Origin of the sequence: Citrobacter sp. B72 (assembly GCF_016894305.1) — a bacterium.
In the GTDB taxonomy this organism is placed as follows: domain Bacteria; phylum Pseudomonadota; class Gammaproteobacteria; order Enterobacterales; family Enterobacteriaceae; genus Citrobacter; species Citrobacter portucalensis.
The window spans coordinates 2,166,616-2,192,318 of record NZ_CP069801.1; the positions used below are offsets into that span (position 1 = coordinate 2,166,616).

The following is a 25,703-nucleotide window of genomic DNA, read 5'->3' on the forward strand; positions in this document are numbered from 1 at the left end:
TATCTGTGCTGCCTCGTGACGTGCTAATGGATTATGGCCTTTGCTGATTCTTCGCAAACTCACCTACCATAACTTTTCTGGCTGCCTCCAAAGCACTAACTGCATCCTCTATTTCATTGAAAAAACCAAGTCGAGTTCTTTTGTAGTTCAGGGTGATGTATGCCTCCCATCGCTTGTGAACATTGCTCCAGCTAACCCCCTTAAATCCGCTTTTATTATTTGATGCTAAGGATTTGTTGTGCCCATTTTGTGATGGGGTTGCCGCTCTCAGGTTGGAAATTCTGTTGTCTTTAATGTCGCCATTAATGTGGTCAACAATCCGTGGCAGGTAACCATGCACATATAGGAAAGCCAGTCTGTGAGATGCATGCCTAATCCCTAAAATCATTATTTTTTCGTATTCACCCTCAACGTGCTTCCCAGCAACCTTGCCGGGGAATGTGCCATTCCATGCCCTAAATGATGCGTCAGTCTGAAAGAAGTGTCTCTCGCGAGGCTTCCATGTGAATACGCCAGTCTCTGGTGAGTAATGAATAAGATTTTTGAGGAGGTCTTGCGTGATGGGGGTTTTATTTCGATTTTTCCACTTACTAATTTCCGGCTTCGTCATATATCTGACCCCGTTGAATTAGCTGGAACATTAGGCACCACCTTAAATTCGATTACCCAAACCCATGGATTGGTCTGCCAATTTTCTTCGCCGTAGATGGATTCCCACAGGTGCTTGAATGCTCCTGTTGCCGTTGGTCTCCCGGTCATGTTGTGGTCTGCAATGCAGTCGTAACAGTCCTGTGAGTCAAAAAGTGCCTCCATGTCGATGCCTTCTGCCTCCGCATCCGTTTCACTGATGCCATTCAATCGCTCAACGCGAACGTCGTTAATCTCCAGCGTGATACGGCTTGCCCAGCGCGGCATGTGAATGGATGGACGCCAGCAGCAATGCAGATTATCGTCAGCATCGTAAAACTCTGGCGCAGGCTTACCATCAGCCCTGTAGATACAAAAATCTGGCTTCTCAAATTTAGAACTGTCTTCGAGATACGACTCCATATGTTCGTAATCGAATAGCGGCCCCTGATAGGTCTCTCGAACCCAGATGCGATCGCCTGGCTTACCAAAAGGACATTTGATGTGAGCAAAATTACGATTTGTCTCTCGGTCATTACTGCCGGAGCCATACAAATATCCTTTCCATGAAAAACCAGAGCCTTTTGTAAGTTCAGGTTGCGGATTAATGAATCGCCACGGGTTTAACAGACACCTCGGAGTCATTTAAGATGACTTAAAGAGAGGTGCCCATGAGCGGTAAACGTTATCCCGAAGAGTTTAAAATTGAAGCAGTCAAACAGGTTATTGATCGCGGTCATTCTGTTTCCAGCGTTGCAACACGTCTCGATATCACCACCCACAGCCTTTACGCCTGGATAAAGAAGTACGGTCCGGACTCATCCACTAATAAAGAACAGTCAGATGCTCAGGCCGAGATCCGCCGACTCCAGAAGGAGTTGAAGCGGGTTACTGACGAACGGGACATATTAAAAAAAGCCGCGGCGTACTTCGCAAAGCTGTCCGACTGAGGTACGCCTTTATTCGTGACAACTCCCGTTGCTGGCCTGTTCGTCTGCTCTGCAGGGTGCTGGATGTTCATCCCAGTGGCTTTTACGCCTGGTTTAAGCAACCGTATTCTCAGCGCCACCAGGTAGATCTGAGACTGACGGGACAGATCAAACAGTTCTGGCTGGAGTCCGGTTGCGTTTATGGTTATCGCAAGATCCATCTGGACTTGCGGGATAGCGGTCAACAGTGCGGAGTGAACAGAGTCTGGCGACTGATGAATCGTGCCGGGATAAAGGCTCAGGTCGGGTACCGGAGCCCGTGGGCACGCAAAGGCGAGGCCAGTATCGTATCGCCCAACAGGCTCCAGCGACAGTTCAATCCGGATGCTCCGGATAAGCGTTGGGTAACGGACATAACCTACATCAGGACCCACGAAGGCTGGCTGTATCTTGCTGTGGTTGTTGATCTGTTCTCACGCAAAATTATCGGCTGGTCAATGCAATCCCGGATGACAAAGGACATTGTCCTGAACGCACTGCTGATGGCTGTATGGCGGCGTAATCCCCAAAAACAGGTGCTGGTTCATTCGGACCAGGGCAGTCAGTACACAAGCCATGAGTGGCAGTCGTTCCTGAAATCACACGGCCTGGAGGGGAGCATGAGCCGTCGCGGTAACTGTCACGATAATGCGGTTGCAGAAAGCTTTTTCCAGTTGCTGAAACGCGAACGGATAAAGAAAAAGATCTACGGAACGCGGGAAGAAGCCCGCAGCGATATTTTTGATTACATCGAAATGTTTTATAACAGTAAGCGTCGGCATGGTTCGAGCAATCAGATGTCAACGACAGAATATGAAAACCAGTATTATCAACGGCTCGGAAGTGTCTAGATTATCCGTGGCGATTCATACATCATCTCCACTTAACGGTTATAGTAGTGTTTTTGGTAAATTCACTGTACACAGCAAGCAGTTGGGGTATTCTGCCGTGTTTAGCAAGCCTCATGGTATTGTTTCACCTGGATGGTTTTTTAAAGGAGTAATGAATGTATCAGGTAGTGTTCCTGACAGGCCATACGGTAATAATAACGGCGACAGATATGATGTAATCACATCGCCAACTAACATTATAGGATATAAATATAATGGCACCGCATGGGTTGAAATAACTATTTAATTGTAAATGTCAATATGTTATAATGAGCCAGGGATTAATTATTTGGCTCATTATAATGAACAAACTAAATTCGATTCAGTTCCTTAGGGGTTTTGCTGCTGTTTTTGTTGTTGCGTTTCACTTTCGCGTTGCACTTAACGATGTATACGCACAAACAAATCTTGGCGATCTGTTGTTTTCAAACGGTGCATTTGGCGTTGATTTGTTTTTTGTTATTAGTGGGTTCATCATTCACTACTCTACTATGAGAGATGGTTCATGCTCTTCTTTTGCTATAAAAAGATTTTTTAGAATATATCCCGTATATATTGTTGCATTTTTGTTTTATCTTTTTTTTGTTCAGTTCGACTTTTCAAAGCTAACATTTTCTGAAGTATGGTTCAATTATAGCGATGTTATCAAATCAGTTTTTTTTATAACATCAGACATGTCTAAGCCGGGTCCTTTTTATGGATATGGTTTGCTATATCCAGCGTGGACCTTGACATATGAGTTGTATTTTTATTTTGTTTTCATGATATGCATGCTTATTTCACACAAGCATAGAGCTTTGTTAGTTGTGTTATCAATATCTTTGATATCAATATGTGGGCAACTATTTTTCTCTGGTAGTTTTACTCTTGATCCATACTCTGCAGGTGTGGGTGATGTATCAGGACATATTGATCATCTGAAGTTTTCGTTTAACCCAATTGTTTTCGATTTCCTTGCTGGCGTTTTGATTTCATGTGCTTATCAGAGAATTAATAATTCTAATTTTTCTTTTAATTTATCATTAATAAAATTCATAACATTTTCAGCGCTTACATTTTCCGTTATTAGCATTGTAAATGGATACAAATCTCAACATGGGGTACTCAATTCAGGAATGATTGCATCAATGTTATTTATATCTATGATAACTCTTGAGGGCCTCGGCATTGTTAGATTTTGGAAGTTCTTTTCTCATATCGGCGATTTATCATATTCTTTATATCTGATTCACGTTCCTATTTTATGGAGCTTAAATAGATATGGAGACTTGATATCGTTTTACCCTGGTGTTAATGGTGTTGGTAAGTTTATAACAAACTTTGTGATTGCTTATGCATTATCTCTGTTAATGTATGCGTTTATTGAAAAACCTTCTATTGAGATGGGTAAGTTTTTTATTAAAAAGTTTAAAACTGGGAAGTCACAATCCGTTAAATCGTATGCGTGATGAGACAAAAGCGGGGCACACAAAGCCTTGCATAGGTTTACAAGGCTTTGCGTTTTTCGAAGATGGGACGTGTGATGGGGCATGGATGGGGCAAAAAATTAGCGCAAAACAACTCAAAACCTCGGAAGGTGGTGATTCGTCTTGCGCTAACGCTCTGCATTATGACTGCTTTCTGTTCACATCAACGCACAATAATTTTATAGTGCCGCCTGTTTTGAACAAACCTTCATGGGCGGACTAAGCCGCCCATCGATTAGCAGGCGTTAAGGCTTAAGACTTTTTCGCCTGATACATCTCATCGCCATGGTTGTCATCTTCAACCCAGAAATTGATGTTGAATTGCGCATCGTCGCTTAATTCAACGCGATGCCAGTACTGCGGCGGACTGGTCGCAAACTGACCGGCATTAATCACCACTTTCACTTCAGGTTCTTTTGCGTCTTCATTGGCAAAGCCGTAATACGTTACCGTACCTTCCATCACACAAAGCTGGCCAAAAACGCCTGCTGCAGTGTTATGGTGAGAAAGCAGTGCTGCTGGGACGTTGTCTTTTGTGAAGAAAGGAGTAGAGCGTTTAACTTTCCAGTTTGCCGGGATGCGTAAATGGGACATAAGACATCTCCTTGGTGTGGCATCTATAAGATGCATTTAATATACATCTTATAGATGCCAGCAGGCAATGAATTTAAAGCAAAAAAAACGCTCCCGAAGGAGCGTCTCTGTTAGCGACCGAAGAGGTCACGTTTTTTCGGTTTGAACGGCTGTGCTATCACTACCAGCACGGCGACCACCAGGTATGCGGCGAAGATCCCCAACAGCCACTGCGGCATTTCCAGGGTTAAAAAAGACCACTGGCGCTCAGCACAGTCACCGGACGCTAAAAACACCTGCGGCAGCCATTTGTCCACTGGCAGCCAGCTTGGGAAGCGTGCGGCAAAATCACAGGTCATAAACGGGGATGGGTGCAGCTGGATCATGGTGTGCTCATACGCTAACTGAAGTCCGCGCCAGGCACTGTAAATCCAGATTATCATCGCCACATAGCGCAGCGGTGTTTTTGGTGCGATAGCACCCACCAGCCCTGCCCCCATCACGCCAAATAATGCGCTACGTTCGTAAATACACAACACGCAAGGTTTTAGTAGCATGACGTGCTGGAACCACAGCGCGACGAGCTCCAGCGCAAAGGCGGTTAACGCCAACAATAACCATGCTCCACGACCTCGGGAGCACTGGTTTAAAAATCGCAACATAATCATTTCCCTGCAACATGCGTAGAGACCGCAGTTTAAACCAATTCACTTTATGCGCCACTAGCGGGAATTGAAAATTTGCGTAATCGGATATTTATCATGCAAAAAGTCAAACCGGGCAGTGATTTGCCCGGTTAATTGTTATGAAAGTGTAGCTAACCAGCCCGTTTGAGTCATCCACTCGGTCACCGGAACTAGCGTGAACTCGACGCAAAGCAGGCCGACGAGCGTCAGGACGAGAGTATAAGGCAGAGCCATCCACACCATGCGACCATAAGAGAGGCGAATCAACGGTGCCAGTGCAGAGGTCAGCAGGAACAGGAATGCAGCCTGGCCGTTTGGCGTGGCCACCGAAGGCAGGTTGGTCCCGGTATTGATCGCCACCGCCAACAGCTCAAATTGGTTAAGGCTGATGGTCCCATGTTCCATCGCGGCTTTGGCTTCATTGATATAAATCGTACCAACAAAAACGTTATCAGAGATCGAAGACAGCAGGCCGTTGAAGAGATAAAACAGCGTCAGTTGTGCATGTTCAGACGACTGCAAAACAAACTGAATAATCGGCGAAAAGAGCTGTTGATCGATAATCACCGCGACAATAGAGAAGAACACGGTCAGCAGCGCGGTGAAGGGTAGCGACTCGGTAAAGGCTTTACCTATCGCATGTTCGTCGGTGACGCCGGTCAACGAGGTTGCCAGAATGATGACCGACAAACCGATCAATCCGACTTCTGCCAGATGCAGTGCCAAAGCAACGACCAGCCAGACGCCAATAATCGCCTGGACAATCAGTTTGATTTTGTCCTGGCGGGTACGTTGTTGGCGGCTTTGATCGTCAAACTGTTGCAGGACATCACGGACGGTCTCCGGCAGCGTTTCGCCATAGCCAAACCAGCGCAATTTCTCGACCAGCACACAAGTTAACAGGCCGCAAATCAGTACCGGGACGGTAACTGGCGACATACGCAGGAAGAAGTCGCCAAAATGCCAGCCAGCCGCTTTGGCGATAATCAGGTTTTGTGGCTCACCCACCATGGTCATCACGCCGCCTAACGCCGTACCGACCCCCGCGTGCATCATCAGGCTACGCAGAAAACCGCGGAACTGCTCAAGAACGACCTTATTGTGCTGATCGATATGGCTGTCATCGAGCATGTTGTTGTCTTCCGCGCGAGAAGAAGCAACGCGATGGTAGATACCATAAAAACCGACCGCAACGCTGATTACCACGGCCACGACGGTCAACGCATCGAGGAACGCAGAGAGAAAAGCGGCTGCAACACAAAAAGACAGTGACAGCAGCGTCTTGGAGCGAATAGTGAGCAGCAGACGAGTGAAAATAAACAGTAATAGCTGCTTCATAAAGTAGATGCCTGCCACCATAAACATCAGCAGCAATAACACCTCAAGATTTGCGGCAACCTCTTCACGCACATGCGTGGCGCTGGTCATGCCAATAATTACAGCTTCAATAGCCAACAGCCCGCCTGGCAGCAGTGGGTAACATTTTAACGCCATCGCCAGCGTGAAAATGAACTCGGCCACCAGCAACCAGCCGGCAATAAAAGGGTTGATGAAAAAAATAATCGGGTTAACGACTAAGAAGACAAGCAGTGCAAGTTTGTACCAGTCTGGTGATTGACCTAAAAAATTGCGCCACATAGCGCGGCCCCATGATAGCTCCATGGTGATTTCCCTACCTTTAAAAATGAAATCATGTTTTTATGTTTGACCGCAAAGCTTAGCGGGAGGAGGGAGTACAGGCAAGCTATTCACGAGACTGGCAAGTTTGGCTGTGCTGTAGCGTTATTTGGAAAATGAAGCCTTGATCCACTTTTTCTTCATTGCGTCAGCTATCAGCTAAGATACCCATCTGGTATGATGTGTGTAACTATGTTTTGCTGTGTAATGGAATTTTTACTATGGTCATTAAGGCGCAAAGCCCGGCTGGGTTCGCGGAAGAGTACATCATTGAAAGTATCTGGAATAACCGCTTCCCACCTGGCACTATTTTGCCCGCTGAACGTGAACTCTCCGAACTTATTGGGGTGACACGTACCACGCTACGCGAAGTATTGCAGCGGTTGGCGCGAGATGGCTGGTTGACCATTCAACACGGCAAACCGACGAAGGTGAATAACTTCTGGGAAACCTCCGGTCTGAATATTCTTGAAACGCTGGCGCGTCTCGATCACGAGAGTGTCCCGCAGTTGATTGATAATCTGCTGTCCGTGCGTACCAATATTTCGACGATCTTTGTTCGCACTGCGTTTCGCCAGCATCCTGATAAAGCACAGGAGGTTCTGGCGACGGCAAATCAGGTGGCCGACCACGCTGACGCATTTGCCGATCTGGACTATAACATTTTCCGCGGCCTGGCATTTGCCTCCGGCAATCCGATTTACGGTTTGATCCTCAACGGTATGAAAGGATTATATACCCGCATTGGTCGTCATTATTTTGCCAATCCGGAAGCGCGCGCGCTGGCGCTGAGCTTCTACCGTAAACTGTCAGAACTCTGCGAGCAGGGCGCTCATGAGCAGGTGTATGAAACGGTGCGTCGCTATGGTCACGACAGTGGCGAAATTTGGCATCGCATGCAAAAGAGCCTGCCGGGCGATTTGGCGATTCAGGGCCGTTAATTGCTCAAAGCCGGATGGCGACGCCAAAGCGTCTTATCCGGCCTACAATGTGTGCACTTCGTAGGCCGGTTTAGGTGTTTACACCGCCTCCGGTAATAAGATTTACAGACCGTTCATCCTTGGCGGGCAACGCTCCAACAGTTCCACGCTGCCATCTTCATTCTGTTGCTCCAGCATCACGTCAAAACCCCAAAGCCGGTGTACGTGCTTGAGCACTTCTTTGCGTCCTTTATCCAGCGGTGCGCGGTTATGCGGAATATAGCGTAAGGTGAGCGAACGGTCGCCACGCAGATCGACATTCCAGATTTGAATATTCGGCTCCAGGTTGCTGAGGTTGTATTGCGACGACAACCTGTTGCGGATCTCACGATATCCTTCCTCGTTATGAATCGCAGAAATCTCCAGATAGTTGTGACGATCGTCATCCAGCACGGTGAACAGACGGAAATCACGCATCACCTTCGGTGACAGGAACTGGCTGATAAAGCTCTCATCTTTGAAATCGCGCATCGCGAAATGCAAGGTTTCCAGCCAGTCGGAACCCGCTATGTCCGGGAACCAGTATTTGTCCTCCTCGGTCGGCGACTGACAAATACGTTTGATATCCTGGAACATGGCAAACCCCAGAGCGTACGGGTTTATCCCGCTATACCATGGGCTGTTGTAGGGCGGCTGAAATACCACATTGGTATGGCTATGCAGAAACTCCAGCATAAACCGTTCGGTGACTTTACCTTCATCATAAAGGTGGTTCAGGATGGTGTAATGCCAGAAAGTGGCCCAGCCCTCGTTCATCACCTGCGTCTGTTTCTGCGGATAAAAATACTGGCTGACCTTGCGTACAATGCGCAACACTTCGCGTTGCCAGGGCTCCAGCAGCGGGGCGTTCTTCTCCATGAAGTACAGCAGGTTCTCCTGTGGCTCAGAGGGATAACGCCGGGCTTCCGCCACGGTTTTCTCTTCCTCTTTCTTCGGCAGCGTGCGCCACAACATATTCACCTGGCTTTGCAGATACTCTTCACGGCTTTTCTGACGGGCTTTCTCTTCCTGTAGGGAGATTTTTTGCGGGCGTTTGTAACGGTCAACGCCGTAGTTCATCAGCGCATGGCAGGAGTCGAGCAGCTTTTCGACTTCATCCACGCCGTAACGCTCTTCACACTGGGTAATATAGTTTCGCGCGAAGATCAGGTAATCGACAATGGAACTGGCATCCGTCCAGCTTCGGAACAGGTAGTTGTTTTTGAAAAAGGAGTTGTGTCCGTAGCAGGCATGCGCCATCACCAGCGCCTGCATGGTGATGGTGTTCTCCTCCATCAGATACGCGATGCACGGATTGGAGTTGATAACGATCTCATAGGCCAGCCCCTGCTGACCATGCTTATACAAGCGCTCGGTTTCAATAAACTTTTTACCAAACGACCAGTGAGGATAGTTGATCGGCATCCCGACGCTGGAATAAGCGTCCATCATCTGTTCGGAGGTGATCACCTCGATTTGGTGCGGGTAGGTATCCAGTCTGTAGAGTTTCGCCACGCGGTCTATCTCTGCCAGATAGACATCCAGCAGATCAAACGTCCAGTCGGGTCCATCGCTTAACCGTGTGCTGTCCTTGTTCATGGAATCAATCGTAGCCATTCGCGCACCCTCATTGTTGGCGGCACTCTCTGTCTGGAGTACCTCATGTCAAGCATAGATCATGGTGTTAAAAAACGTGCTGCGGCAGAAATTTTTTCTTTGCGATTTCACGTTAGCGAGGCGTCGAAAAATGGCATGGCCGCAAAATTTTATGCTGGATAAAAATAACGCACAGCAGGAGATGCCAAAGCGGAGAGTCCCCAGCCATCACCGCTATATGTGAGGTAAGTCACCATAAAAAAGCCATATGTTGAATAATATTTTCAACTGAGTTATCAATATGTAATTAGATGATTGTTCTTTTACTGTTAACGGAGTGGCTATGCGAGTTGTCATACTGGGAAGTGGTGTCGTTGGCGTGACCAGCGCCTGGTACTTAAGTCAGGCTGGACACGATGTCACCGTCATTGATCGTGAGCCCGGTCCGGCACTGGAAACCAGTGCGGCGAACGCGGGGCAAATCTCTCCAGGTTATGCAGCACCATGGGCGGCACCAGGCGTACCGCTAAAAGCAATTAAGTGGATGTTTCAGCGCCACGCTCCGCTGGCCGTCCGTCTTGACGGAACCCAGTTCCAGTTGAAATGGATGTGGCAGATGCTGCGCAACTGCGACACCAGCCACTACATGGAAAATAAAGGACGCATGGTGCGACTGGCGGAATACAGCCGTGATTGCCTGAAAGCGCTGCGCGCCTCTACCGGTATCGAGTACGAGGGGCGCCAGGGCGGAACCCTGCAACTTTTCCGTACCGCTCAACAGTATGAGAACGCTACCCGCGACATCGCCGTGCTAGAAGATGCGGGCGTGCCATATCAACTGCTGGAAGCAAACCGTCTGGCGGAAGTCGAACCCGCACTGGCAGAAGTGGCGCACAAGCTGACCGGCGGTCTGCGTTTACCGAATGATGAAACCGGCGACTGCCAGCTGTTTACCCAGCGTCTGGCGCAGATGGCGGAGCAGGCAGGCGTTAAGTTTCGCTTTAATACCCCGGTCGATAAGCTGCTGAGCGATGGTGAGCAGATTTATGGCGTCCAGTGCGGCGAAGAGATAGTTAAAGCCGATGCCTATGTGATGGCGTTTGGTTCGTACTCCACGGCAATGCTGAAAGGGATCGTTGATATCCCGGTCTATCCGCTCAAAGGCTATTCGTTGACCATTCCGGTGGCGCAAGACGACGGTGCGCCGGTTTCTACTATCCTTGATGAAACCTACAAAATCGCTATTACCCGCTTTGACAATCGTATTCGCGTTGGCGGCATGGCGGAGATTGTCGGCTTTAATACAGAACTGCTACAACCTCGTCGTGAAACGCTGGAAATGGTCGTACGCGATCTCTTCCCGCGCGGCGGTCATGTGGAGCAGGCAACCTTCTGGACCGGACTGCGTCCGATGACGCCGGACGGAACGCCGGTGGTGGGGCGCACCCGCTTTAAGAATCTGCTGCTCAATACCGGCCACGGCACGCTGGGTTGGACCATGGCCTGCGGCTCCGGTCAGCTGCTGAGCGATATCCTTTCTGGCCGCACGCCAGCCATACCTTATGACGATCTGAGCGTGGCGCGTTACAGTCCGGGGTTTACCCCCTCCCGTCCACGGCATTTACATGGCGCACATAACTGATAAGGACGTGAGATGACCCGCCCGATACTGGCCAGCATTGACCTGCAGGCGTTGAAACAAAATCTGACCATTACCCGCCAGGCCGCGCCGGACGCTCGCGTCTGGTCGGTGGTGAAAGCCAATGCGTACGGACACGGCATTGAACGCGTCTGGAATGCGCTGGGCACAACCGATGGTTTTGCCATGCTCAATCTTGAAGAGGCGATAACCCTGCGCGAGCGCGGATGGAAAGGCCCGATACTCATGCTGGAGGGTTTTTTCCACGCCGAAGACCTGACGGTATATGACAATTATCGACTCACCACCTGTGTACACAGTAACTGGCAGCTAAAAGCATTGCAGAATGCGCGCCTGAAGGCGCCGCTCGATGTTTACCTGAAGGTGAATAGTGGTATGAACCGCCTTGGTTTTTTACCGGAAAGAGTTCCCACGGTCTGGCAACAGCTGCGGGCTATGCCCAACGTCGGCGAAATGACGCTGATGTCGCATTTTGCCGATGCAGAGCACCCGGAAGGTATCCAGGAGGCTATGGCGCGTATTGCGCAGGCGACTGAAGGGCTGGAGTGCAGACGGTCACTATCGAATTCGGCCGCCACGCTGTGGCACCCTGAAGCGCATTATGACTGGGTTCGTCCGGGCATTATTTTGTATGGTGCGTCGCCTTCGGGACAATGGCGGGACATCGCCAATACCGGCCTGAAGCCAGTGATGACGCTGAGCAGTGAGATCATCGGCATACAAACGCTGAAAGCTGGCGATCGGGTGGGCTACGGTGGACGTTACACTGCCAGCGGTGAGCAGCGCATTGGCATTGTAGCGACCGGCTATGCAGACGGTTATCCACGCCATGCGCCAAGCGGAACGCCTGTGCTGGTGGATGGTGTACGTACCGGGACGGTGGGGACAGTCTCAATGGATATGTTGGCGGTAGATCTGACACCGTGCCCGCAGGCAGGGATCGGGACGCCGGTAGAGCTGTGGGGCAAAGAGATTAAAATTGACGATGTGGCCACCGCCGCAGGTACGGTAGGCTACGAGTTAATGTGTTCTCTGGCGCTGCGCGTGCCAGTTGTGACGGTGTAACTTTATATAGCATTGCCTGATGCTGCTGCGTTTATCAGGTCTTCAGAGTCAGTGCATTTTGTAGGCCGGGTAAGGCGCAGCCGCCACCCGGCAAAACATCCGCTTTACTCATCCTCATCTTCAGCAACGCGAACACCGACCTTCAGCACTGCATTATCTTCCTTCTCGGCCACAGTCCAGATCATACCCGCGAATTCCACCTGGTCACCGACGACCGGCGCGGCACCAAGCAGATGCTGGACAATTTCACCCAGCGTTTGCTGCTTATCACGATACTCGGTGCCATCATCCAGGCCATAAATCAGTGCCACATCGGCATATTTTGCGCTGGCTTCAAGAATAAAATCACCGAAGAAGCGCTGGTCTAACGACACAGGTGGCGACTGGCTGAACAGCTTGCCAAGAGCCGGGAGATCGCGCTCGCGGCCAATAACACACAATACATCGCCTTCGCGAAGACGCGTACTGCCGGAGGGGTGAAACAGCACGTTGTCACGAAACAGGGCGGCTATTCGCGTTTCTTCCGGCATATGCAGGTCGCGCAGTGCGGCGCCCACACACCACTTATCCGCGCTGAGCTGATAAACAAACTGCTCCCACGGGTTATCCGGATGAATATCCAGACCAATGCGCGACACGGGCCAGCCGACGGGAGGGACCACCACTTTGGCTTTTTTAGCAGCCCATGAAAGCGACGTTCCCTGAAACAGCAACGAGATAAGTACCACGAAGAAGGCGACGTTAAAGAACAGGCGCGCGTTCTCCAGACCCGCCATCATTGGGAAGACGGCGAGGATGATGGGTACCGCACCGCGCAGACCCACCCAACTGATGAAAATGCGCTCGCGCAGATTAAAGCCACGAAACGGCAGCAGTCCCGCGAAGACCGAAAGCGGGCGGGCAATGAATATCATCCACGCAGACAAAATCAGTGCCGGGATTGCGATAGGCAGCAGGTCGGATGGCGTAACCAGCAGTCCGAGCACCAGGAACATGGCGATTTGCGCCAGCCAGGCCAGACCGTCGAAGTTTTGCAGAATGCCAAACCGGTTGCGAATAGGGCGATTACCCAGCAGGAAACCACACAGATAAACCGCCAGAATACCGCTGCCTTCCAGCGCAGTGGTCAGGGCAAAAATCAGGATCCCACCGCTTAACGCCAATAGCGGATACAGTCCGGCAGGCAGCGAAATGCGGTTAATCATCTGCTGGAGCATATATCCACCGCCAAGACCGATAATGATGCCTAAGCCAAACTGCTGGATAATGTGCACCGTGAACATCCAGCTTAAACCGGTCTCGTGGTTTTGGATCATGGCGATGAGCGTGATGGTCAAAAACACGGCCATCGGGTCATTACTGCCGGATTCAATTTCCAGCGTAGAGCCAACGCGTTCGTTAAGCCCCTTACCGCCAAGCAGGGAAAAGACCGCCGCGGCGTCGGTTGAACCAACAATCGCGCCAATCAGGAGTCCTTCGATAAGATCCAGATGAAACAGCCACGCGGCCATCATGCCGGTGAGTCCGGAAGTAATCAGCACACCGACCGTCGCCAACGATAGCGCCGGGCCTAACGCAACGCGAAAAGAGCTGGCCTGGGTGCGCATCCCGCCGTCGAGCAGGATAACCGCCAGTGCCAGGTTACTCACCATGTAGGCGAATGGATAGTTATCGAAAGGTATGCCGCCTATACCATCCACGCCCGCTAACATACCGATAGCGAGAAATATCACCAGAATTGGGATACCGAGACGTGATGAGAATGAACTGAGTAAGATACTGCAGGTGACGAGAACGGAACCCAAAATAAAAAGGCTAATAATTGCTGCGGCATCCAACGTTCGGTTACTCCTGAATTACGCTGTTTCGTATTAATAAACCCTACCATAATAACGACAGAAACAGCGTTTTACTTAGCCCTATTAGCCGCTTTTTTTACGATTTTAGTACCGGATGCCCACTTAAGGTGAGCTGAGTGCCGTTTTTATCATTTTTCAGCACCGCATTGGCTCCCAAAGGCAAGGTGACAGTGCGTTGTTCATGGCCAAAATCGAGGCCGCAGATCAACGGTACTGATAATCTGGCGCGCAGAAAATCACAAACTGAATCAAGATTGTAACCGGCATCGTAATCATTGGGTGCGCTACCGCTAAAACTGCCAAGAATAATGGCGTTTTGCTGGGCCAGTATTCCGGCGTGGTACAGCTGTAGCAGCATACGCTCGATACGGAATGGATGTTCGTTAATGTCTTCCAGCACCAAAATGCCGTTTTTGATAGTCGGCATCCACGGCGTACCCATCAGCGAAATGATCATCGCCAGATTTCCTCCCCACAGTGTACCTTCAGTTGCGCACTGCGGACCGTCACCCTGCCATTCGAGGGTAAATTGGGCATTATGCAAAGCCTGCCAGAAATGGTGCTCGGTGAATGCGTTCATTTCTTCGGCGCCGAAGTTCGCCGCCAGCATCGGGCCGCTGAAGCTAATCACATTCCCCTGTGCCAGCAGACCACACTGGATCGCCGTAAAATCGCTGTGTCCGCACAGCAGTAGCGGATCTTGTTGCTGGCGGGCTGCCAGCCCCTGCCAGTCAATTTCTTCCAGTAAACGGCTCGCGCCATAGCCGCCGCGTACCGCCATCACAATGGTATCGGGGGTTTTCAGATTAACGAGCGAGTTCACATCAGCAAGCCTTTCTGCCTCTGTCCCCGCAAAACGCTGGCAGCGGCGTGCAATGACCGCTGAATTGTCGACCTGATGACCGGCCTCAGTAAGACGCGCAAGCCCACGTAAGGCAGCCTGCTGATTGATACAGTAGCCCGACGGGGCAATTAAGTGAAACCGGGACATGGCATTTCCTTGCTACAACTAAAACCAAATGTATATCATGCCGCGTAGGTATGTCGTTGTCACCTCAGCGACAGGTTCCGGCTATAAGGATAGATGACGTGAAATTGAGATGGTTTGCTTTTTTGGTTGTATTACTTGCGGGCTGTAGTTCAAAACATGATTACAAAAACCCGCCGTGGAATGCTGAAGTTCCGGTTAAACGCGCAATGCAATGGATGCCGATCAGTGAAAAAGCCGGTGCGGCCTGGGGTGTCAGTCCACAATTGATTACCGCTATTATTGCCATTGAATCAGGCGGAAATCCGAATGCGGTCAGTAAGTCCAATGCGATTGGTCTGATGCAGTTGAAAGCCTCAACTTCAGGACGCGATGTTTATCGCCGCATGGGTTGGAGCGGAGAGCCGTCGACCAGCGAGTTGAAAAACCCCGAACGCAATATCTCCATGGGGGCCGCATACCTGAGTATTCTCGAAACCGGGCCGCTGGCCGGGATTGAAGATCCGCAGGTGATGCAGTATGCGCTGGTAGTATCGTACGCCAACGGCGCGGGCGCATTGCTGCGAACGTTCTCTTCCGACAGGAAGAAAGCCATCAATAAGATCAACGATCTCAGCCCGGATGAATTTATTGAACATGTTGCGGACAATCATCCGGCGCCGCAGGCCCCGCGCTATATCTGGAAGCTTCAACAAGCGCTGGATGTGATGTAGTTCGTGTGAGTTTACTCGCGCACCTTATTCGATTTTTCCCGGGCCTCGCGTTCAAGGGAAAAAATAATCCGCTGTAAGTTCCGCTCCACCGCCGGGCCGACGTTGAGAAAACGAAAGCTCAGGCGGGGAGTGGTAATGGTTTCGTTTTTGCTGTCGATAACTTTGCGCTCGCTAATGGAAATGAGCTGGGCGTCAACGTGATACACCCCCCATTGCTCCATATTCAGTTCAACCTGCGCGAAGCGTATACCTTCTACCAGTCCTTCTGGTTTTGCCGTTTCTAACAGCCCGCCCATACCGCCAAGCGATAAATCGAATAAGCGAAAGCACAGCGTGCTGTTGTCCGGCATTTTTGCCGTGCAGCGATAGGGAGGGTGCAGCGGAGCGCCGATGCGGAAATATTCACGACGCTGCACAAACCACAGAGAAGGCGGCAAGGATGAAATAAACGCCGGCAGTTGCTGATACTCGCCTTTTTTCAACTGTGGCAGGGTGAATTCTACTTTGGCTCCCTGCGTTTCGGCGATAATCGAGATCTGGCTGGCCCGCTGTACGGCCTGGTTTTCATATTCCTGGCTGCCAAAATCCATGACCAGCTCGTCCGGGCTGACGGCCAGAACTTTGCTGATGAACTGGCCGCCCGACCAGGAGATACGCAGTGGAACCTGCTGCGACTTTAAGTCCCGAAGTACACCTAACACCGCTAACGGATTTTGCTTCAGGAACTGCTCATTGTAGTTACTCACACCTAATGACTCCTGGATGCCTGGTTTGTCGTTGGGTTATCGGCATTAATCGACGGAACTTAATACAAATGGATGAAATTTTTTACCAAACCCAATGAATTAAGTCTGAGTGATAAAAGCATGTCGCGATGGCTTGCCTATACTTTAAGTGCTGGCGCAGGAATGTCTTGCGCGTGCGTTCACTGGAAAGAGGGCCTGAAAATGGGAATTATTGCCTGGATTATTTTTGGTCTGATTGCGGGGGTTATCGCCAAACTGATTATGCCGGGGCGTGATGGCGGTGGGTTTATCCTGACCTGTATTCTCGGTATTGTCGGTGCTGTGGTCGGTGGATGGTTGGCAACGATGTTTGGTATTGGCGGCGATGTCAGCGGATTTAATCTCCATAGCTTCCTGGTGGCCGTGGTCGGCGCGATTGTTGTGCTGGGTGTCTTCCGGCTTGTACGGCGAGATTAATCGAACGGCCTCCATGCGGTAATGCCGTTCAGTTAAGCATGTACGGTGAACATGTGATTCTTGTTCAGGGCTCCGTTCACCTCTACGGTGTCATTTCTCTGAAGCGCAGATACCCGTGAACGTGCAAGGGAGGCTCGCCGCCGCCTCCCTTGCAACCCAGGCTCCCGGCGGGATTGTAAAGGGCGTGGCGGAGAACGCCCTTTACACGTTCACAGGAATCGGCGTTTCAGAGAAACTATGAACATGAGGTGAACGGAACCCTTTTTCTGAGAGTGCATATTCAAAACTTCTACCCACACCGGCGATACTTTCTGAAACTAAGGCGTTAACTGAAGAGCATTACTCCGAGTGGGGCCGTTTCTTTGCATCGTTAAATCAGAATTGATACTCAATTCCCGCCCAGTAATTACGGCCTTCTTCGATAAATCCTTCGCTGTACACGTATTGTGTATCGAACAGGTTATTGACTGAAGCGTTGACGCTAAACCCGTGACCGATGGCGTAGTCGGCGCGTAAATGGGTAATGGCGAAACCTGCGGCTTTCTGCGAGCCGTCGCTATTGCTATAGCTCGATGAGCGGGCCTCTTCAGACAGCGTAATGCTCAGCGGATCCCACGGTTTCAGCGTCATCCATGCGGTGAGGGTTTGCGTCGGCAAATCGGTTATTTTGCCGATGTCGCTGCGTTTGACGTCCGCATGAATCAGGCCATAGCTCAGCCCAACATCCAGCATATCAAAGACTTTACCTTTAACGCCTGCATCCAGACCGGTGTAATCCACCCGGCCGCTGTTCTGATTCTGGATGGTATCGGCATCAATATTGTGTGAAAGAATGGCATCGCTGATGCGGTTGTAATAGACGCTGGCTTCGAATCCCCAGTCTTTGCCAAGTGAACCATTCCAGGTCAGATCCACGCTGCGGGCGCGTTCCGGTTTAAGCTGCGGATTGACCAGCGCCACCTGGTTATAGGCCGGTTTCGAGGTGGTGTAGCGCTCTTTCAAAGTCGGGAAACGTGTTCTGTCAGAGTAGGACAGCGCTAATGTGTCTGAATTTTCAAAGTGATATTTGGTCATCATCTGCCAGTTGAAGGCCGACTGATTGTTGTCATCATAGTGGGTGACGCTACCATTTTTTTCGTGCTTCATGCCTTCCAGACTGTCGCGCCAGTCATAGCTTATTCCAGCTACTACATCGACGTTATCCGCCGCTGCCCACTGGTATTCGCTGGCAACGGACCAGGTGCGGTCTTCGTAACGGTCGTAAGCTGCATTCGGAGCGCCTTTCTCGCGGTGAACATCATCTTTCCAGTTCACGGCGAAAGAGAGCAGGTCGTTTTCTCGCATTTCCGCAGCGAGCTGCAGGCCAGCGCCATCGCTGTAGTCTGAATAATGACTGTAGTTGCCTTTCTTGTTTTTCAGATCGGCAAGTGAGTTGTACATCATCAGCGTATTTTCAAAGGTGTCGCGATACAGACGGCTTTTCAGGGTGAAACGATCGCCCAGATGGGTGGTGCCCTGATAGTAATAGCTTTCTTTATCGTACTGTGGCCATTGCCAGTAGCGTGATTTCTGACTGCTGGCTCCAGCGTACGGCGGGTTATCTTTTTCACCGTCCTGATTAATATAGGTCAGCACATATTCGTCATTACCACGTGGGGTAAAGCCCAGCTTCACGATACCGCGTTTGTCATCGGCGGAGGAGTTAATCATCTTGCCGTTGCTGCCCGCAATAGGGTTGTCCACACCGTGCGGTAAGCCAAGGAAATCCTGCTTCAACTGACTGCCGCTGAGTTGGATGTAGCCGAGATCATTGCTGGCGCCAAATGAAGCGTGCATATCGTGGGCATTGTCTTTGCTACGACTCCAGCCCTGGCGATAGCCAATGCTGCCTTCAATCGGTTTGGTAGGCTTTTGGGTGGTGATATTGATGGCGCCGCCCATCTGGTTCGGCCCTTGTAACAGCGACGAGTAGCCTTTGGAGACTTCAACCGAAGCGATATCGGAGGTCAGAAAACGGCCTAAATCGAGGTTGCCATCATAGGGGATGTATACCGGCACGCCGTCAAAATAGACGGGAACCTGACGGCTGTCAAAACCGCGGACTTTCACCTGCTGTTCATTGCGGTTGCCTGACTTTTGCAGCACGACGCCGGGGACAACGCTCAGTGCCTGCGCCACGTTTTGCTTATCCAGTTGCTGCATCGTTTCCTGGCCGAGAACCGTAGTGGTTGCGGCGGAGGCCGGACTTGACCAGACGGTCATGGTTTCGCTTTCCTGCCCAGCAAAAGCACTGTGCGCGAAAGCAAACGACAGGGCTGTGTAAAGACAACTTTTGTTGAAATTCATTATTTTTAGTCCATTTATTAATGTTATATGCCACGTGCGTCCGGGCTCAGGCTAACTTTGATATCCGCGGGCGGAGCGTAGTAAGGCGCGGAAGTGATGAAAAGTCTGATGCCACAGTCGAGATAACTCGCCAGCGAGGCGAGGGTAATGCCGCCAGTCAGCGCCAGCGTGCAATGGGGGGCCAGAGAAGGGGCCTGGCGAACAATTTCTGTTGCTTGCTCAGGGGTAAATTTGTCGAGTTGCAGGACATCGGGCGCGGCGCGTAGCGCGGCTAATGCCTCATCTGGCGTATCTGCCTCAACCACAATCTTTTTTTCTGGCGCATGGCGGCGTAAGCGCGCAATCGCACCTGACCAGTCGTTTGGGTTGGTAAGAAAATGGCGGTGATTAGCAAACAGCAGTACCGTTTCGGCGCATCCTCCGCGATGGATAATGCCTCCCGCGGCGAGTATTGCCTGAGTCGCCAACAAACGCGTGCCGGGAATGGCTTTGCGGGTACAGGCAATCTGCCCATCAGGATAGCGTTGGCGCAGTTGGCTCAACATGCTCTCAAGATAGCCCGAAACCCCACAGCTCCACTCCAGGACATTTTGTACCGCTTTCCAGCCCTGGTGCAGCGCCGCCGCATTCCCATGTGCGCGAATCAATCGCTGTCCTGCATTTACCTGTTCACCATCGGCCACCATGTCGCTGACGGTCAGCCCTAATGAGGTGAGCATTTGTCTGGCAACGGCGGTGCCGCTAACGCATCCGCCCTGGCGATGATAAAACGCCATAACGCCCGGCTGTGCGCCGATCCCCAACGCGCGGGTAGTCAGATCGCCGCCCTGAATATCTTCCAGCAGCAGCGCGTCGGTTTGCGCCTGCGAAAAGTAGATCATCGCAGCGCCTCCCGCGGCACGCTGTCCCACCAGATAAGCGCCCAGTCACGGCTGGCGGGGGCAATCGTGCGTGGATCCTGCTGTTGATACCAGGTTTCCAGACGTTCGACCTCATCGGCGCTCAGTTCACCCATACTCCAGCGCACGTTTTCCAGAAAACGCGTCCAGGTGCTGTTGTCCTGCTGGCAGTTGGGCCCGCGGATAAAATCAACATGCGCGTGGATCCCCATCTGATACAGGACATTAAGCGCATAGATATAGTTGGGGAGCTCAATCACTTCGCGGCCCAGTGCACGCTGAATGGTGGGGGAAACGAAAGATGAACTGACGAGATGAGTGGTGTAAACCCGCAGTCGGGCCTGATTATTCAGTTTGGTCATCGCCTGGCGCATATCGGCAACCAGCGTAGAGCGCGAGGCGACGGCGATATCGCACTGGGGTAAATCATCCCAGTGTTCCTCCCAGGCCCGCTGCACCCACTGCACGTGACGGGCGTTCATTTGCGCAGCGCGGCGGGCAGCTACGCTAAGCATGCCCTGGCTGTAATCTACGCCGTAAATTATTGGCATCTTTTTAGCGAGCGCCAGCGAGACCGTACCGGGACCGCAACCCATGTCAAACAGCGACTCCGCCCCTTTCAGATCGATTTTCCCCAGCAGTTGCAGCAGATAGCTGTCGGTTAATGAGGCGCAATTTTCCGCCATTTTTTCCGCACGTTTATCCCAGTGCTCCGGCTTTTTCTCGGTTCTGTTCGCCAGCTGTAACTGTTTACGGTAAAGATCGGCAAAATCAATGTCGTCAATGAGCATTCTTATTCCTTAGTTATGTGAGCCAAAGAGATGGTGAGCGATTTGTGACGGTGTAACGCCATACAGTTCCGCCAGGCGATCGGTGGCGAGCTGATGTTCAGGAAGTCCTTGTGACACTTCGCCATCCGGTTCAACGCGTACCACGCTGTCGGCAATTGCCCGGGCGTGCAACGGATGATGCGTCGACATCAGCAGGGCCATACCCGAATTTTTCAGCGTCACCAGCGTGTCGAGCAGACGGATCTGATGCCCAAAATCCAGGCTGGAAGCGGGTTCATCCAGCAACAAAAGGCGTGGGCGTTGCGCCAGCGCGCGGGCAATCAACACCAGTTGCCGTTCTCCGCCGCTCAGCGTGTTCCAGCGCCGGGGCGCCAGATGAGAAATTCCCAGCATCGTCATCTGCTGGTGCGCATTTTCACGCTCTTTAGCGCCGGGAACCGCAAATGCCGCCAATTGCGGGGCCAGCCCCATCATCACCATGTCCAGCGCAGTGAAGGCAAACGCGCCGTCATGTGCCTGAGGAACCCAGGCGATAGCGGCGGCGCGTTGCCGATCGTTGAGATGATTTATGGCGATGCCATCAAGCAGAATGTCACCGTGAAGCGGCGAAAGAACGCCGAGAATGGTGCGCATCAGAGTGGTTTTTCCACTGCCGTTGGCCCCAATCAGACAACAGATGGAGCCGGGCGAAACCTGAAATGAGACATCGCGTAACACGGGCTGGTGACTGTGGTATCCCAACGACGCATGGCGGACGGTCAGTAGCGTCATGGGCGATTTCCCCGTAGCAAAAGCAGCAAAAAGAACGGTGCGCCAATAAATGCAGTCAGGATCCCCAGCGGAATTTCCGTGCTGCTCAGCGTGCGGGCAAGAGTATCGGTGAGCAGCAGCAAAATGGCGCCGATCCCCATGGAGACTGGCAGCAACTGCTGGTGGTTATTGCCACTGAGGAGTCTGCCGATGTGCGGTACAACCAGCCCAATCCAGCCGATAATGCCTGCGATGGCAACGGTGCAGGCGGTGATTAACGTTGCGCAGACGATCAGTCCCAGTCGTAATCGCGAGACATTGATCCCAAGCGATCGTGCTTCATCATCCGACAGGGTGAGCAGGTTCATGCGCCAGCGCAGCAGCAATAGCGGGATCAGTCCTGCGAAGATCAGCGGTGCCGAGAACCACAGATCGTGCAGCGTGATCGTCGATAAACCGCCAAGCAGCCAGAAGGTGATAGACGGGAGTTGGGTATACGGGTCGGCCAGCGTTTTGATGAGCGAAATTCCCGCGCCGCATACCGTGCCCAGCGCAATCCCGACCAGCACCAGCGTTAACACCGGGTCGTGACGCTTGACTCGCCGGGTAATCAACCAGACACCGGCGACCACGAATAAACCGCCCATGAACGCATACAGCTGAATGAACAGGATCGGTAAACCTAACAGGATTGCTAAACAGGCACCTAAACCCGCACCCGCCGCCACGCCGAGAATATCCGGCGAGACCAGTGGGTTGCGGAACATGCCCTGATAGGTGGTTCCTGCGCCCGCCAGCGCCGCGCCGAGCAGCAATGCAGCCAGTATGCGTGGCAGGCGGATTTGCCAGAAAACGATTTTGTCCTGCATTGGAACGCCATCTGTACCGGCCACGAGATTCAGAACCTGCTGTGCATCCAGGCGATACGCGCCTGATACCGCAGCGACGCTCGCGCAAAGCACCACCGCAGCAATCATCAGAAAACCGAGGGTTGATGTTTTCATCAGACTGCCACCAACCTTTGATACTGTGCGTCGCTTAGCGTGGTGTGCCAGAACAATTCACTGTAGCGCTGCATATCGGCTTTAAAGCTCGCGTTAACCTGAGGATCAAGCCAGGCATGCAGGCGGCGTAACCCCAGTAAACGGTTGATGCCAGGAGGTGCATCCAGCCAGCCAAACGGCAGACCGCTGAGAAACAGAATGCGCCGGTCAGCAACCGCTTTGACTCCTTGCCAGACCGGATCTTCTCGTAGGAACTGCGCTGTCACCGCATCCTGCACCAGGATAATATCCGGCTGCCAGCTGAGAAGATTTTCCATTGAGACCTGTGTGAGCCCCTGTCGTCCGGGGATGTGCGCCACATTGTGCAACCCCAATAGTTCTGCTGCTTCGGTATGCAGAGAACCTTGTAAACCAGTCTCCAGTCCTCTGGCACCGCGCGCGGCATAAAAACGCAGATTCGCCGCGGGTGAATGCGAGAAAGCTATTGCATCATCGATAAATCGACGGGCCAGAGCGGCCTGCATTGCGGTTCGCGAGACGACGCCCAATACTTCACCGACTGCGCGCAGCTGTTCTGGGGTATGGCGCAATTCGCCGTTAATCAGCAGCCAGGGAATGTGTGTTTGTGCGCTCACTTGTCTGGCTTGAGAAAGCCAGGTTTCATCGGCATTACCGCAGTCAATAACCAGGTCAGGTTTAAGCGCCAGGAGTGCTTCAAGCGAGAGTGTGCTGGCGCGCCCCGCCAGCCTGCCGAGTTTCGGCAAAGTCCGAATGTTATCGTTAAACGGGATGGCTGTCTGGCGAGAGAAATCAAAGGAGGAAAGTCCCACCAGTTTTTCCGGTGCGACGGCCAGCAGCAGCATGTCAGCAGGCGCGCCAGCACTGACCACACGTTGGGTCGTTGCTGGCTTCGGAGAGTCTCCAATGGCCACAGTCAGCGAGGTTTGAGCAAACGCGGGAAGATGGCGTAGCAGTATTGCAGATGCCACGAGTTGGGCAAACATCCGTCTTGTCAGTGGCATTATCGGTATCCTGAAGGTTACAAAATCGCTATATATTTACATATACAGCGAATAAAAACATGTTCAGAATCAATTTCTCACGGATGAAAACCCCGGATACCCCATAAGGGCTAGAGGCCATAGAGACAGCTGGAAGGGGGAAATATAAGAAAGAAAAATCCGCGACGAAGCGCGGATTCAGGAAGTAAAACGGCTCGGGCTATGATGTTATGGCGTCGGTTGAGTCTGTTTTTTAGACTCGACTGGCGCTGTACTTGCCGGGGTAGGTCGCGACGCGGGTACGTTGTCACAGGGCTTTTCTTTGGCGCAAATCAGGTCGAGCATTTTCAGCGTTACGCCGTTGGTCCAGCCGAAACCATCCTGCAACGGATACTCACCGCCACCACCGCCGGTTCCAGTGGTGCTCACGTCATACTTCTCAACCAGCTTTTTCTCGCGATCGTAGGTGTGTTGAACATTGGTGAGGAATCGCCAGGTCACGTCCATGGCGACAGTATCCTGACCGTAATTCTGTAACCCGGATGCTGCGACCCACTGGAGCGGGGCCCAGCCATTGGGGGCATCCCACTGCTGGCCGCTTTTCACCGACGTGGTAGCAAGGCCGCCCGGTTGCAGCAGATGTGCCTGGGTGGCCGTGGCGACTTTACTGGCGCGATCTTTTGCCGCTGCATTGACATATAGCGGGAACAGGGCGGCAGCCGTGAGCTGGTTGCGTACTTTGTGGCTTTTCAGATCGTAGTCGGCATACCAGCCTTCCTTGTCGTTCCACAGGTACTTCTCGATCCCTTTTTGTCGGGCATTAGCGAAGCCATCGTACTGCGCCGCTTTGGCATCATCACCAGCAGCCTTGCTGGCGAGGGCGATCATTTTTTCCATTTTGTACATCAGCGCATTGAGATCGACCGGAACGATGCTGGTGGTACGCAGAGTGCCCAGCTGATTAGGATTGTCCATCCAGCGGGAACTAAAATCCCAGCCGGACGCGGCAGCTGAACGCAGGTCGCGGTAGATTTCTGTGGCCGGGCGGTTCGGGTTGCTTTTAGCGGTGGCGATATCCTCTACCCACGACTCTGGCCGAGGCGAATCGCGCTCATCCCAGTAGCGGTTCAAAATGGTGCCGTCATCCAGTTTAACCACGCGCTTATTTTGCTGACCGGGCTGCAGTGTTTCGACGCCTTCCATCCAGTAGCTGTACTCTTTGAGCATCTGCGGGAGGTATTTTTTCAGCGCGTCATTCCCGTCGTGCTGCGCCAGTAGTTCAACCATAAAGGCAAAGAACGGCGGTTGCGAACGACTCAGGTAGTAGGTGCGGTTGCCGTTAGGAATGTGTCCCCAGGAATCAATCTCGTAAGCGAAGTTTGCCACCATGTCCGAGACCTTATCCCAGTGATTGCTCTCGGCAAGCCCCAGCATGGTGAAATAGCTGTCCCAATAATATATTTCGCGAAAACGCCCGCCAGGTACCACATACGGTTCCGGGAGCGGCAGCAGCGAATCCCATTTTTCAGCGTCGGTTGTCGAACGGGTGAGTACCGGCCACAGGCCATCGATATGTTCGCGTAATGATTGCCCGGCCGGGGGCACGTATTTCTCGCCGTCTTTCGGCAAGGTGAAATTTACTTGCACAAAATGGCGTAAGTCGAATCCGGACTGGTTTTTCTGCATCCGGTAATCGGCAAGGATCATTAATGGATCGCTGTTTGGCACCGCGTCCGCAAAGGTTTTCTGGTCAGGAAACAGTTTGGCTGTTTGTACATCGTTAAACAGGGGGCCAAGCAGAATATCAGGCGGCGCAGGCGTAGCGGCTGGTGCGTCCTCGGCGTTGACGGTAAAAGAGGAAAGGGCAAAAAAGGTGCTTGCGAGCGTCAGTTTTATTGCAACAGAGAGCAGGCCAGGATGGCGAGTTGCTGGCGTTATCATCGGTTAATCTCCTTAGCGGCGTGCCGAAGTAGCGGCATTTAC

Annotated in this window: 23 protein-coding genes and 1 pseudogene; 8 read left to right on the top strand and 16 right to left on the bottom strand. The window is 51.9% G+C overall.

The features are described from left to right. Positions 1–31 precede the first annotated feature (31 nt). Together JQN59_RS10380 and JQN59_RS10385 are read right to left on the bottom strand one after the other, a co-directional pair. A complete protein-coding gene (locus tag JQN59_RS10380) occupies positions 32–610 on the bottom strand; it encodes an HNH endonuclease (protein ID WP_121539944.1) in 579 nt (192 codons plus the stop codon). Beyond that, positions 607–1,272 (bottom strand): hypothetical protein, encoded by a 666-nt coding sequence (locus tag JQN59_RS10385; RefSeq protein WP_442781401.1) that lies wholly within the window; start codon positions 1,270–1,272, stop codon positions 607–609. Before JQN59_RS10385 ends, JQN59_RS10380 begins: the two co-directional genes overlap by 4 nt. A 26-nt stretch (positions 1,273–1,298) precedes the next feature. Between JQN59_RS10385 and JQN59_RS10390 the strand changes: the two genes are divergently transcribed. The 3 genes from JQN59_RS10390 to JQN59_RS10400 all read left to right on the top strand — a co-directional run bounded on the left by JQN59_RS10390 (position 1,299) and on the right by JQN59_RS10400 (position 3,933). Further along, positions 1,299–2,446 (top strand): IS3 family transposase gene (locus JQN59_RS10390; RefSeq protein WP_204528199.1). Its coding sequence is split into 2 segments (ribosomal slippage): positions 1,299–1,536 and positions 1,536–2,446, totalling 1,149 coding nucleotides; the frame shifts between segments, so codons are not numbered across the junction. Beyond that, complete coding sequence (locus tag JQN59_RS10395) at positions 2,409–2,732, top strand: hypothetical protein (RefSeq protein ID WP_149607694.1); 324 nt, start codon at positions 2,409–2,411, stop codon at positions 2,730–2,732. The genes JQN59_RS10390 and JQN59_RS10395 overlap by 38 nt, the downstream gene beginning before the upstream one ends. 55 nt (positions 2,733–2,787) lie before the next feature. Further along, a complete protein-coding gene (locus JQN59_RS10400; RefSeq protein ID WP_188110101.1) occupies positions 2,788–3,933 on the top strand; it encodes an acyltransferase family protein in 1,146 nt (381 codons plus the stop codon). Positions 3,934–4,203: 270 nt separating this feature from the next. On the opposite strand, the gene JQN59_RS10405 is transcribed toward JQN59_RS10400, so the two are convergent. From JQN59_RS10405 to nhaB, 3 genes are all read right to left on the bottom strand, one after another. After that, positions 4,204–4,545, bottom strand: coding sequence for a DUF1971 domain-containing protein (locus JQN59_RS10405; protein WP_003020940.1), 342 nt, complete (start codon positions 4,543–4,545; stop codon positions 4,204–4,206). Between the two features lie 110 nt (positions 4,546–4,655). After that, positions 4,656–5,186: a disulfide bond formation protein DsbB gene (dsbB, locus tag JQN59_RS10410; RefSeq protein ID WP_149607696.1), complete on the bottom strand. Its 531-nt coding sequence runs from the start codon at positions 5,184–5,186 to the stop codon at positions 4,656–4,658. Between the two features lie 141 nt (positions 5,187–5,327). After that, positions 5,328–6,872, bottom strand: coding sequence for a Na(+)/H(+) antiporter NhaB (gene nhaB, locus JQN59_RS10415; RefSeq protein ID WP_008785014.1), 1,545 nt, complete (start codon positions 6,870–6,872; stop codon positions 5,328–5,330). A gap of 236 nt (positions 6,873–7,108) precedes the next feature. Here nhaB and fadR point away from each other — a divergent pair, with 236 nt between their 5' ends. Further along, positions 7,109–7,828, top strand: coding sequence for a fatty acid metabolism transcriptional regulator FadR (gene fadR / locus JQN59_RS10420; RefSeq protein WP_003833559.1), 720 nt, complete (start codon positions 7,109–7,111; stop codon positions 7,826–7,828). Positions 7,829–7,930: 102 nt separating this feature from the next. Here fadR and JQN59_RS10425 read toward each other — a convergent pair whose 3' ends face one another. Then, on the bottom strand, positions 7,931–9,463 hold the full coding sequence (locus JQN59_RS10425; RefSeq protein WP_149607697.1) for a SpoVR family protein: 1,533 nt from the start codon (positions 9,461–9,463) through the stop codon (positions 7,931–7,933). Between the two features lie 322 nt (positions 9,464–9,785). Between JQN59_RS10425 and JQN59_RS10430 the strand changes: the two genes are divergently transcribed. Beyond that, a complete protein-coding gene (locus JQN59_RS10430) occupies positions 9,786–11,084 on the top strand; it encodes a D-amino acid dehydrogenase (RefSeq protein WP_003833553.1) in 1,299 nt (432 codons plus the stop codon). Between the two features lie 12 nt (positions 11,085–11,096). After that, positions 11,097–12,167, top strand: a complete 1,071-nt coding sequence (gene dadX / locus JQN59_RS10435; protein ID WP_003833552.1) for a catabolic alanine racemase DadX — start codon at positions 11,097–11,099, stop codon at positions 12,165–12,167. Between the two features lie 170 nt (positions 12,168–12,337). Here dadX and JQN59_RS10440 read toward each other — a convergent pair. After that, a pseudogene (locus tag JQN59_RS10440) lies at positions 12,338–14,005 on the bottom strand (potassium/proton antiporter); the annotation flags it as partial. A gap of 97 nt (positions 14,006–14,102) precedes the next feature. Then, positions 14,103–15,017 (bottom strand): muramoyltetrapeptide carboxypeptidase, encoded by a 915-nt coding sequence (ldcA, locus tag JQN59_RS10445; RefSeq protein ID WP_149607699.1) that lies wholly within the window; start codon positions 15,015–15,017, stop codon positions 14,103–14,105. 98 nt (positions 15,018–15,115) lie between these two features. Here ldcA and emtA point away from each other — a divergent pair, with 98 nt between their 5' ends. Then, a complete protein-coding gene (emtA, locus tag JQN59_RS10450; RefSeq protein WP_003020914.1) occupies positions 15,116–15,727 on the top strand; it encodes a membrane-bound lytic murein transglycosylase EmtA in 612 nt (203 codons plus the stop codon). Between the two features lie 11 nt (positions 15,728–15,738). Here emtA and ycgR read toward each other — a convergent pair whose 3' ends face one another. Next, entirely contained in the window at positions 15,739–16,473 is a 735-nt protein-coding gene (ycgR, locus tag JQN59_RS10455) for a flagellar brake protein YcgR (RefSeq protein ID WP_003833545.1), read from the bottom strand. A 201-nt stretch (positions 16,474–16,674) separates the two neighbouring features. Between ycgR and JQN59_RS10460 the strand changes: the two genes are divergently transcribed. After that, positions 16,675–16,929 (top strand): GlsB/YeaQ/YmgE family stress response membrane protein, encoded by a 255-nt coding sequence (locus tag JQN59_RS10460; protein WP_048212573.1) that lies wholly within the window; start codon positions 16,675–16,677, stop codon positions 16,927–16,929. 375 nt (positions 16,930–17,304) lie between these two features. Here the strand turns inward: JQN59_RS10460 and JQN59_RS10465 are convergent, their stop codons facing one another. The 7 genes from JQN59_RS10465 to JQN59_RS10495 form a co-directional block, all read right to left on the bottom strand. Further along, positions 17,305–19,275, bottom strand: coding sequence for a TonB-dependent receptor plug domain-containing protein (locus JQN59_RS10465; RefSeq protein ID WP_149607700.1), 1,971 nt, complete (start codon positions 19,273–19,275; stop codon positions 17,305–17,307). 23 nt (positions 19,276–19,298) lie between these two features. Then, the gene (gene modD / locus JQN59_RS10470; protein WP_149607701.1) at positions 19,299–20,156 is read right to left on the bottom strand and encodes a ModD protein; all 858 of its coding nucleotides are present in this window, start codon (positions 20,154–20,156) and stop codon (positions 19,299–19,301) included. Next, positions 20,153–20,965: a class I SAM-dependent methyltransferase gene (locus tag JQN59_RS10475; protein WP_032943738.1), complete on the bottom strand. Its 813-nt coding sequence runs from the start codon at positions 20,963–20,965 to the stop codon at positions 20,153–20,155. The genes modD and JQN59_RS10475 overlap by 4 nt, the downstream gene beginning before the upstream one ends. 9 nt (positions 20,966–20,974) lie before the next feature. Continuing rightward, positions 20,975–21,736 (bottom strand): ABC transporter ATP-binding protein, encoded by a 762-nt coding sequence (locus JQN59_RS10480; RefSeq protein ID WP_149607702.1) that lies wholly within the window; start codon positions 21,734–21,736, stop codon positions 20,975–20,977. Further along, positions 21,733–22,692: a FecCD family ABC transporter permease gene (locus JQN59_RS10485; RefSeq protein ID WP_394810792.1), complete on the bottom strand. Its 960-nt coding sequence runs from the start codon at positions 22,690–22,692 to the stop codon at positions 21,733–21,735. The genes JQN59_RS10480 and JQN59_RS10485 overlap by 4 nt, the downstream gene beginning before the upstream one ends. Before the next feature lie 26 nt (positions 22,693–22,718). Beyond that, entirely contained in the window at positions 22,719–23,741 is a 1,023-nt protein-coding gene (locus JQN59_RS10490) for an ABC transporter substrate-binding protein (RefSeq protein ID WP_149607703.1), read from the bottom strand. Between the two features lie 207 nt (positions 23,742–23,948). Then, positions 23,949–25,661: an alpha,alpha-trehalase gene (locus JQN59_RS10495; RefSeq protein WP_128612278.1), complete on the bottom strand. Its 1,713-nt coding sequence runs from the start codon at positions 25,659–25,661 to the stop codon at positions 23,949–23,951. Positions 25,662–25,703 lie beyond the last annotated feature (42 nt).

Bases quoted from the DNA above. Each gene is read 5' to 3' on its own strand.
- JQN59_RS10380 (WP_121539944.1), bottom strand. From the start codon at position 610: ATGACGAAGCCGGAAATTAGTAAGTGGAAAAATCGAAATAAAACCCCC.
- JQN59_RS10385 (WP_442781401.1), bottom strand. From the start codon at position 1,272: ATGACTCCGAGGTGTCTGTTAAACCCGTGGCGATTCATTAATCCGCAA.
- JQN59_RS10395 (WP_149607694.1), top strand. From the start codon at position 2,409: ATGAAAACCAGTATTATCAACGGCTCGGAAGTGTCTAGATTATCCGTG.
- JQN59_RS10400 (WP_188110101.1), top strand. From the start codon at position 2,788: ATGAACAAACTAAATTCGATTCAGTTCCTTAGGGGTTTTGCTGCTGTT.
- JQN59_RS10405 (WP_003020940.1), bottom strand. From the start codon at position 4,545: ATGTCCCATTTACGCATCCCGGCAAACTGGAAAGTTAAACGCTCTACT.
- dsbB (WP_149607696.1), bottom strand. From the start codon at position 5,186: ATGTTGCGATTTTTAAACCAGTGCTCCCGAGGTCGTGGAGCATGGTTA.
- nhaB (WP_008785014.1), bottom strand. From the start codon at position 6,872: ATGGAGCTATCATGGGGCCGCGCTATGTGGCGCAATTTTTTAGGTCAA.
- fadR (WP_003833559.1), top strand. From the start codon at position 7,109: ATGGTCATTAAGGCGCAAAGCCCGGCTGGGTTCGCGGAAGAGTACATC.
- JQN59_RS10425 (WP_149607697.1), bottom strand. From the start codon at position 9,463: ATGGCTACGATTGATTCCATGAACAAGGACAGCACACGGTTAAGCGAT.
- JQN59_RS10430 (WP_003833553.1), top strand. From the start codon at position 9,786: ATGCGAGTTGTCATACTGGGAAGTGGTGTCGTTGGCGTGACCAGCGCC.
- dadX (WP_003833552.1), top strand. From the start codon at position 11,097: ATGACCCGCCCGATACTGGCCAGCATTGACCTGCAGGCGTTGAAACAA.
- ldcA (WP_149607699.1), bottom strand. From the start codon at position 15,017: ATGTCCCGGTTTCACTTAATTGCCCCGTCGGGCTACTGTATCAATCAG.
- JQN59_RS10460 (WP_048212573.1), top strand. From the start codon at position 16,675: ATGGGAATTATTGCCTGGATTATTTTTGGTCTGATTGCGGGGGTTATC.
- JQN59_RS10465 (WP_149607700.1), bottom strand. From the start codon at position 19,275: ATGAATTTCAACAAAAGTTGTCTTTACACAGCCCTGTCGTTTGCTTTC.
- modD (WP_149607701.1), bottom strand. From the start codon at position 20,156: ATGATCTACTTTTCGCAGGCGCAAACCGACGCGCTGCTGCTGGAAGAT.
- JQN59_RS10475 (WP_032943738.1), bottom strand. From the start codon at position 20,965: ATGCTCATTGACGACATTGATTTTGCCGATCTTTACCGTAAACAGTTA.
- JQN59_RS10480 (WP_149607702.1), bottom strand. From the start codon at position 21,736: ATGACGCTACTGACCGTCCGCCATGCGTCGTTGGGATACCACAGTCAC.
- JQN59_RS10485 (WP_394810792.1), bottom strand. From the start codon at position 22,692: ATGATTGCTGCGGTGGTGCTTTGCGCGAGCGTCGCTGCGGTATCAGGC.
- JQN59_RS10490 (WP_149607703.1), bottom strand. From the start codon at position 23,741: ATGCCACTGACAAGACGGATGTTTGCCCAACTCGTGGCATCTGCAATA.
- JQN59_RS10495 (WP_128612278.1), bottom strand. From the start codon at position 25,661: ATGATAACGCCAGCAACTCGCCATCCTGGCCTGCTCTCTGTTGCAATA.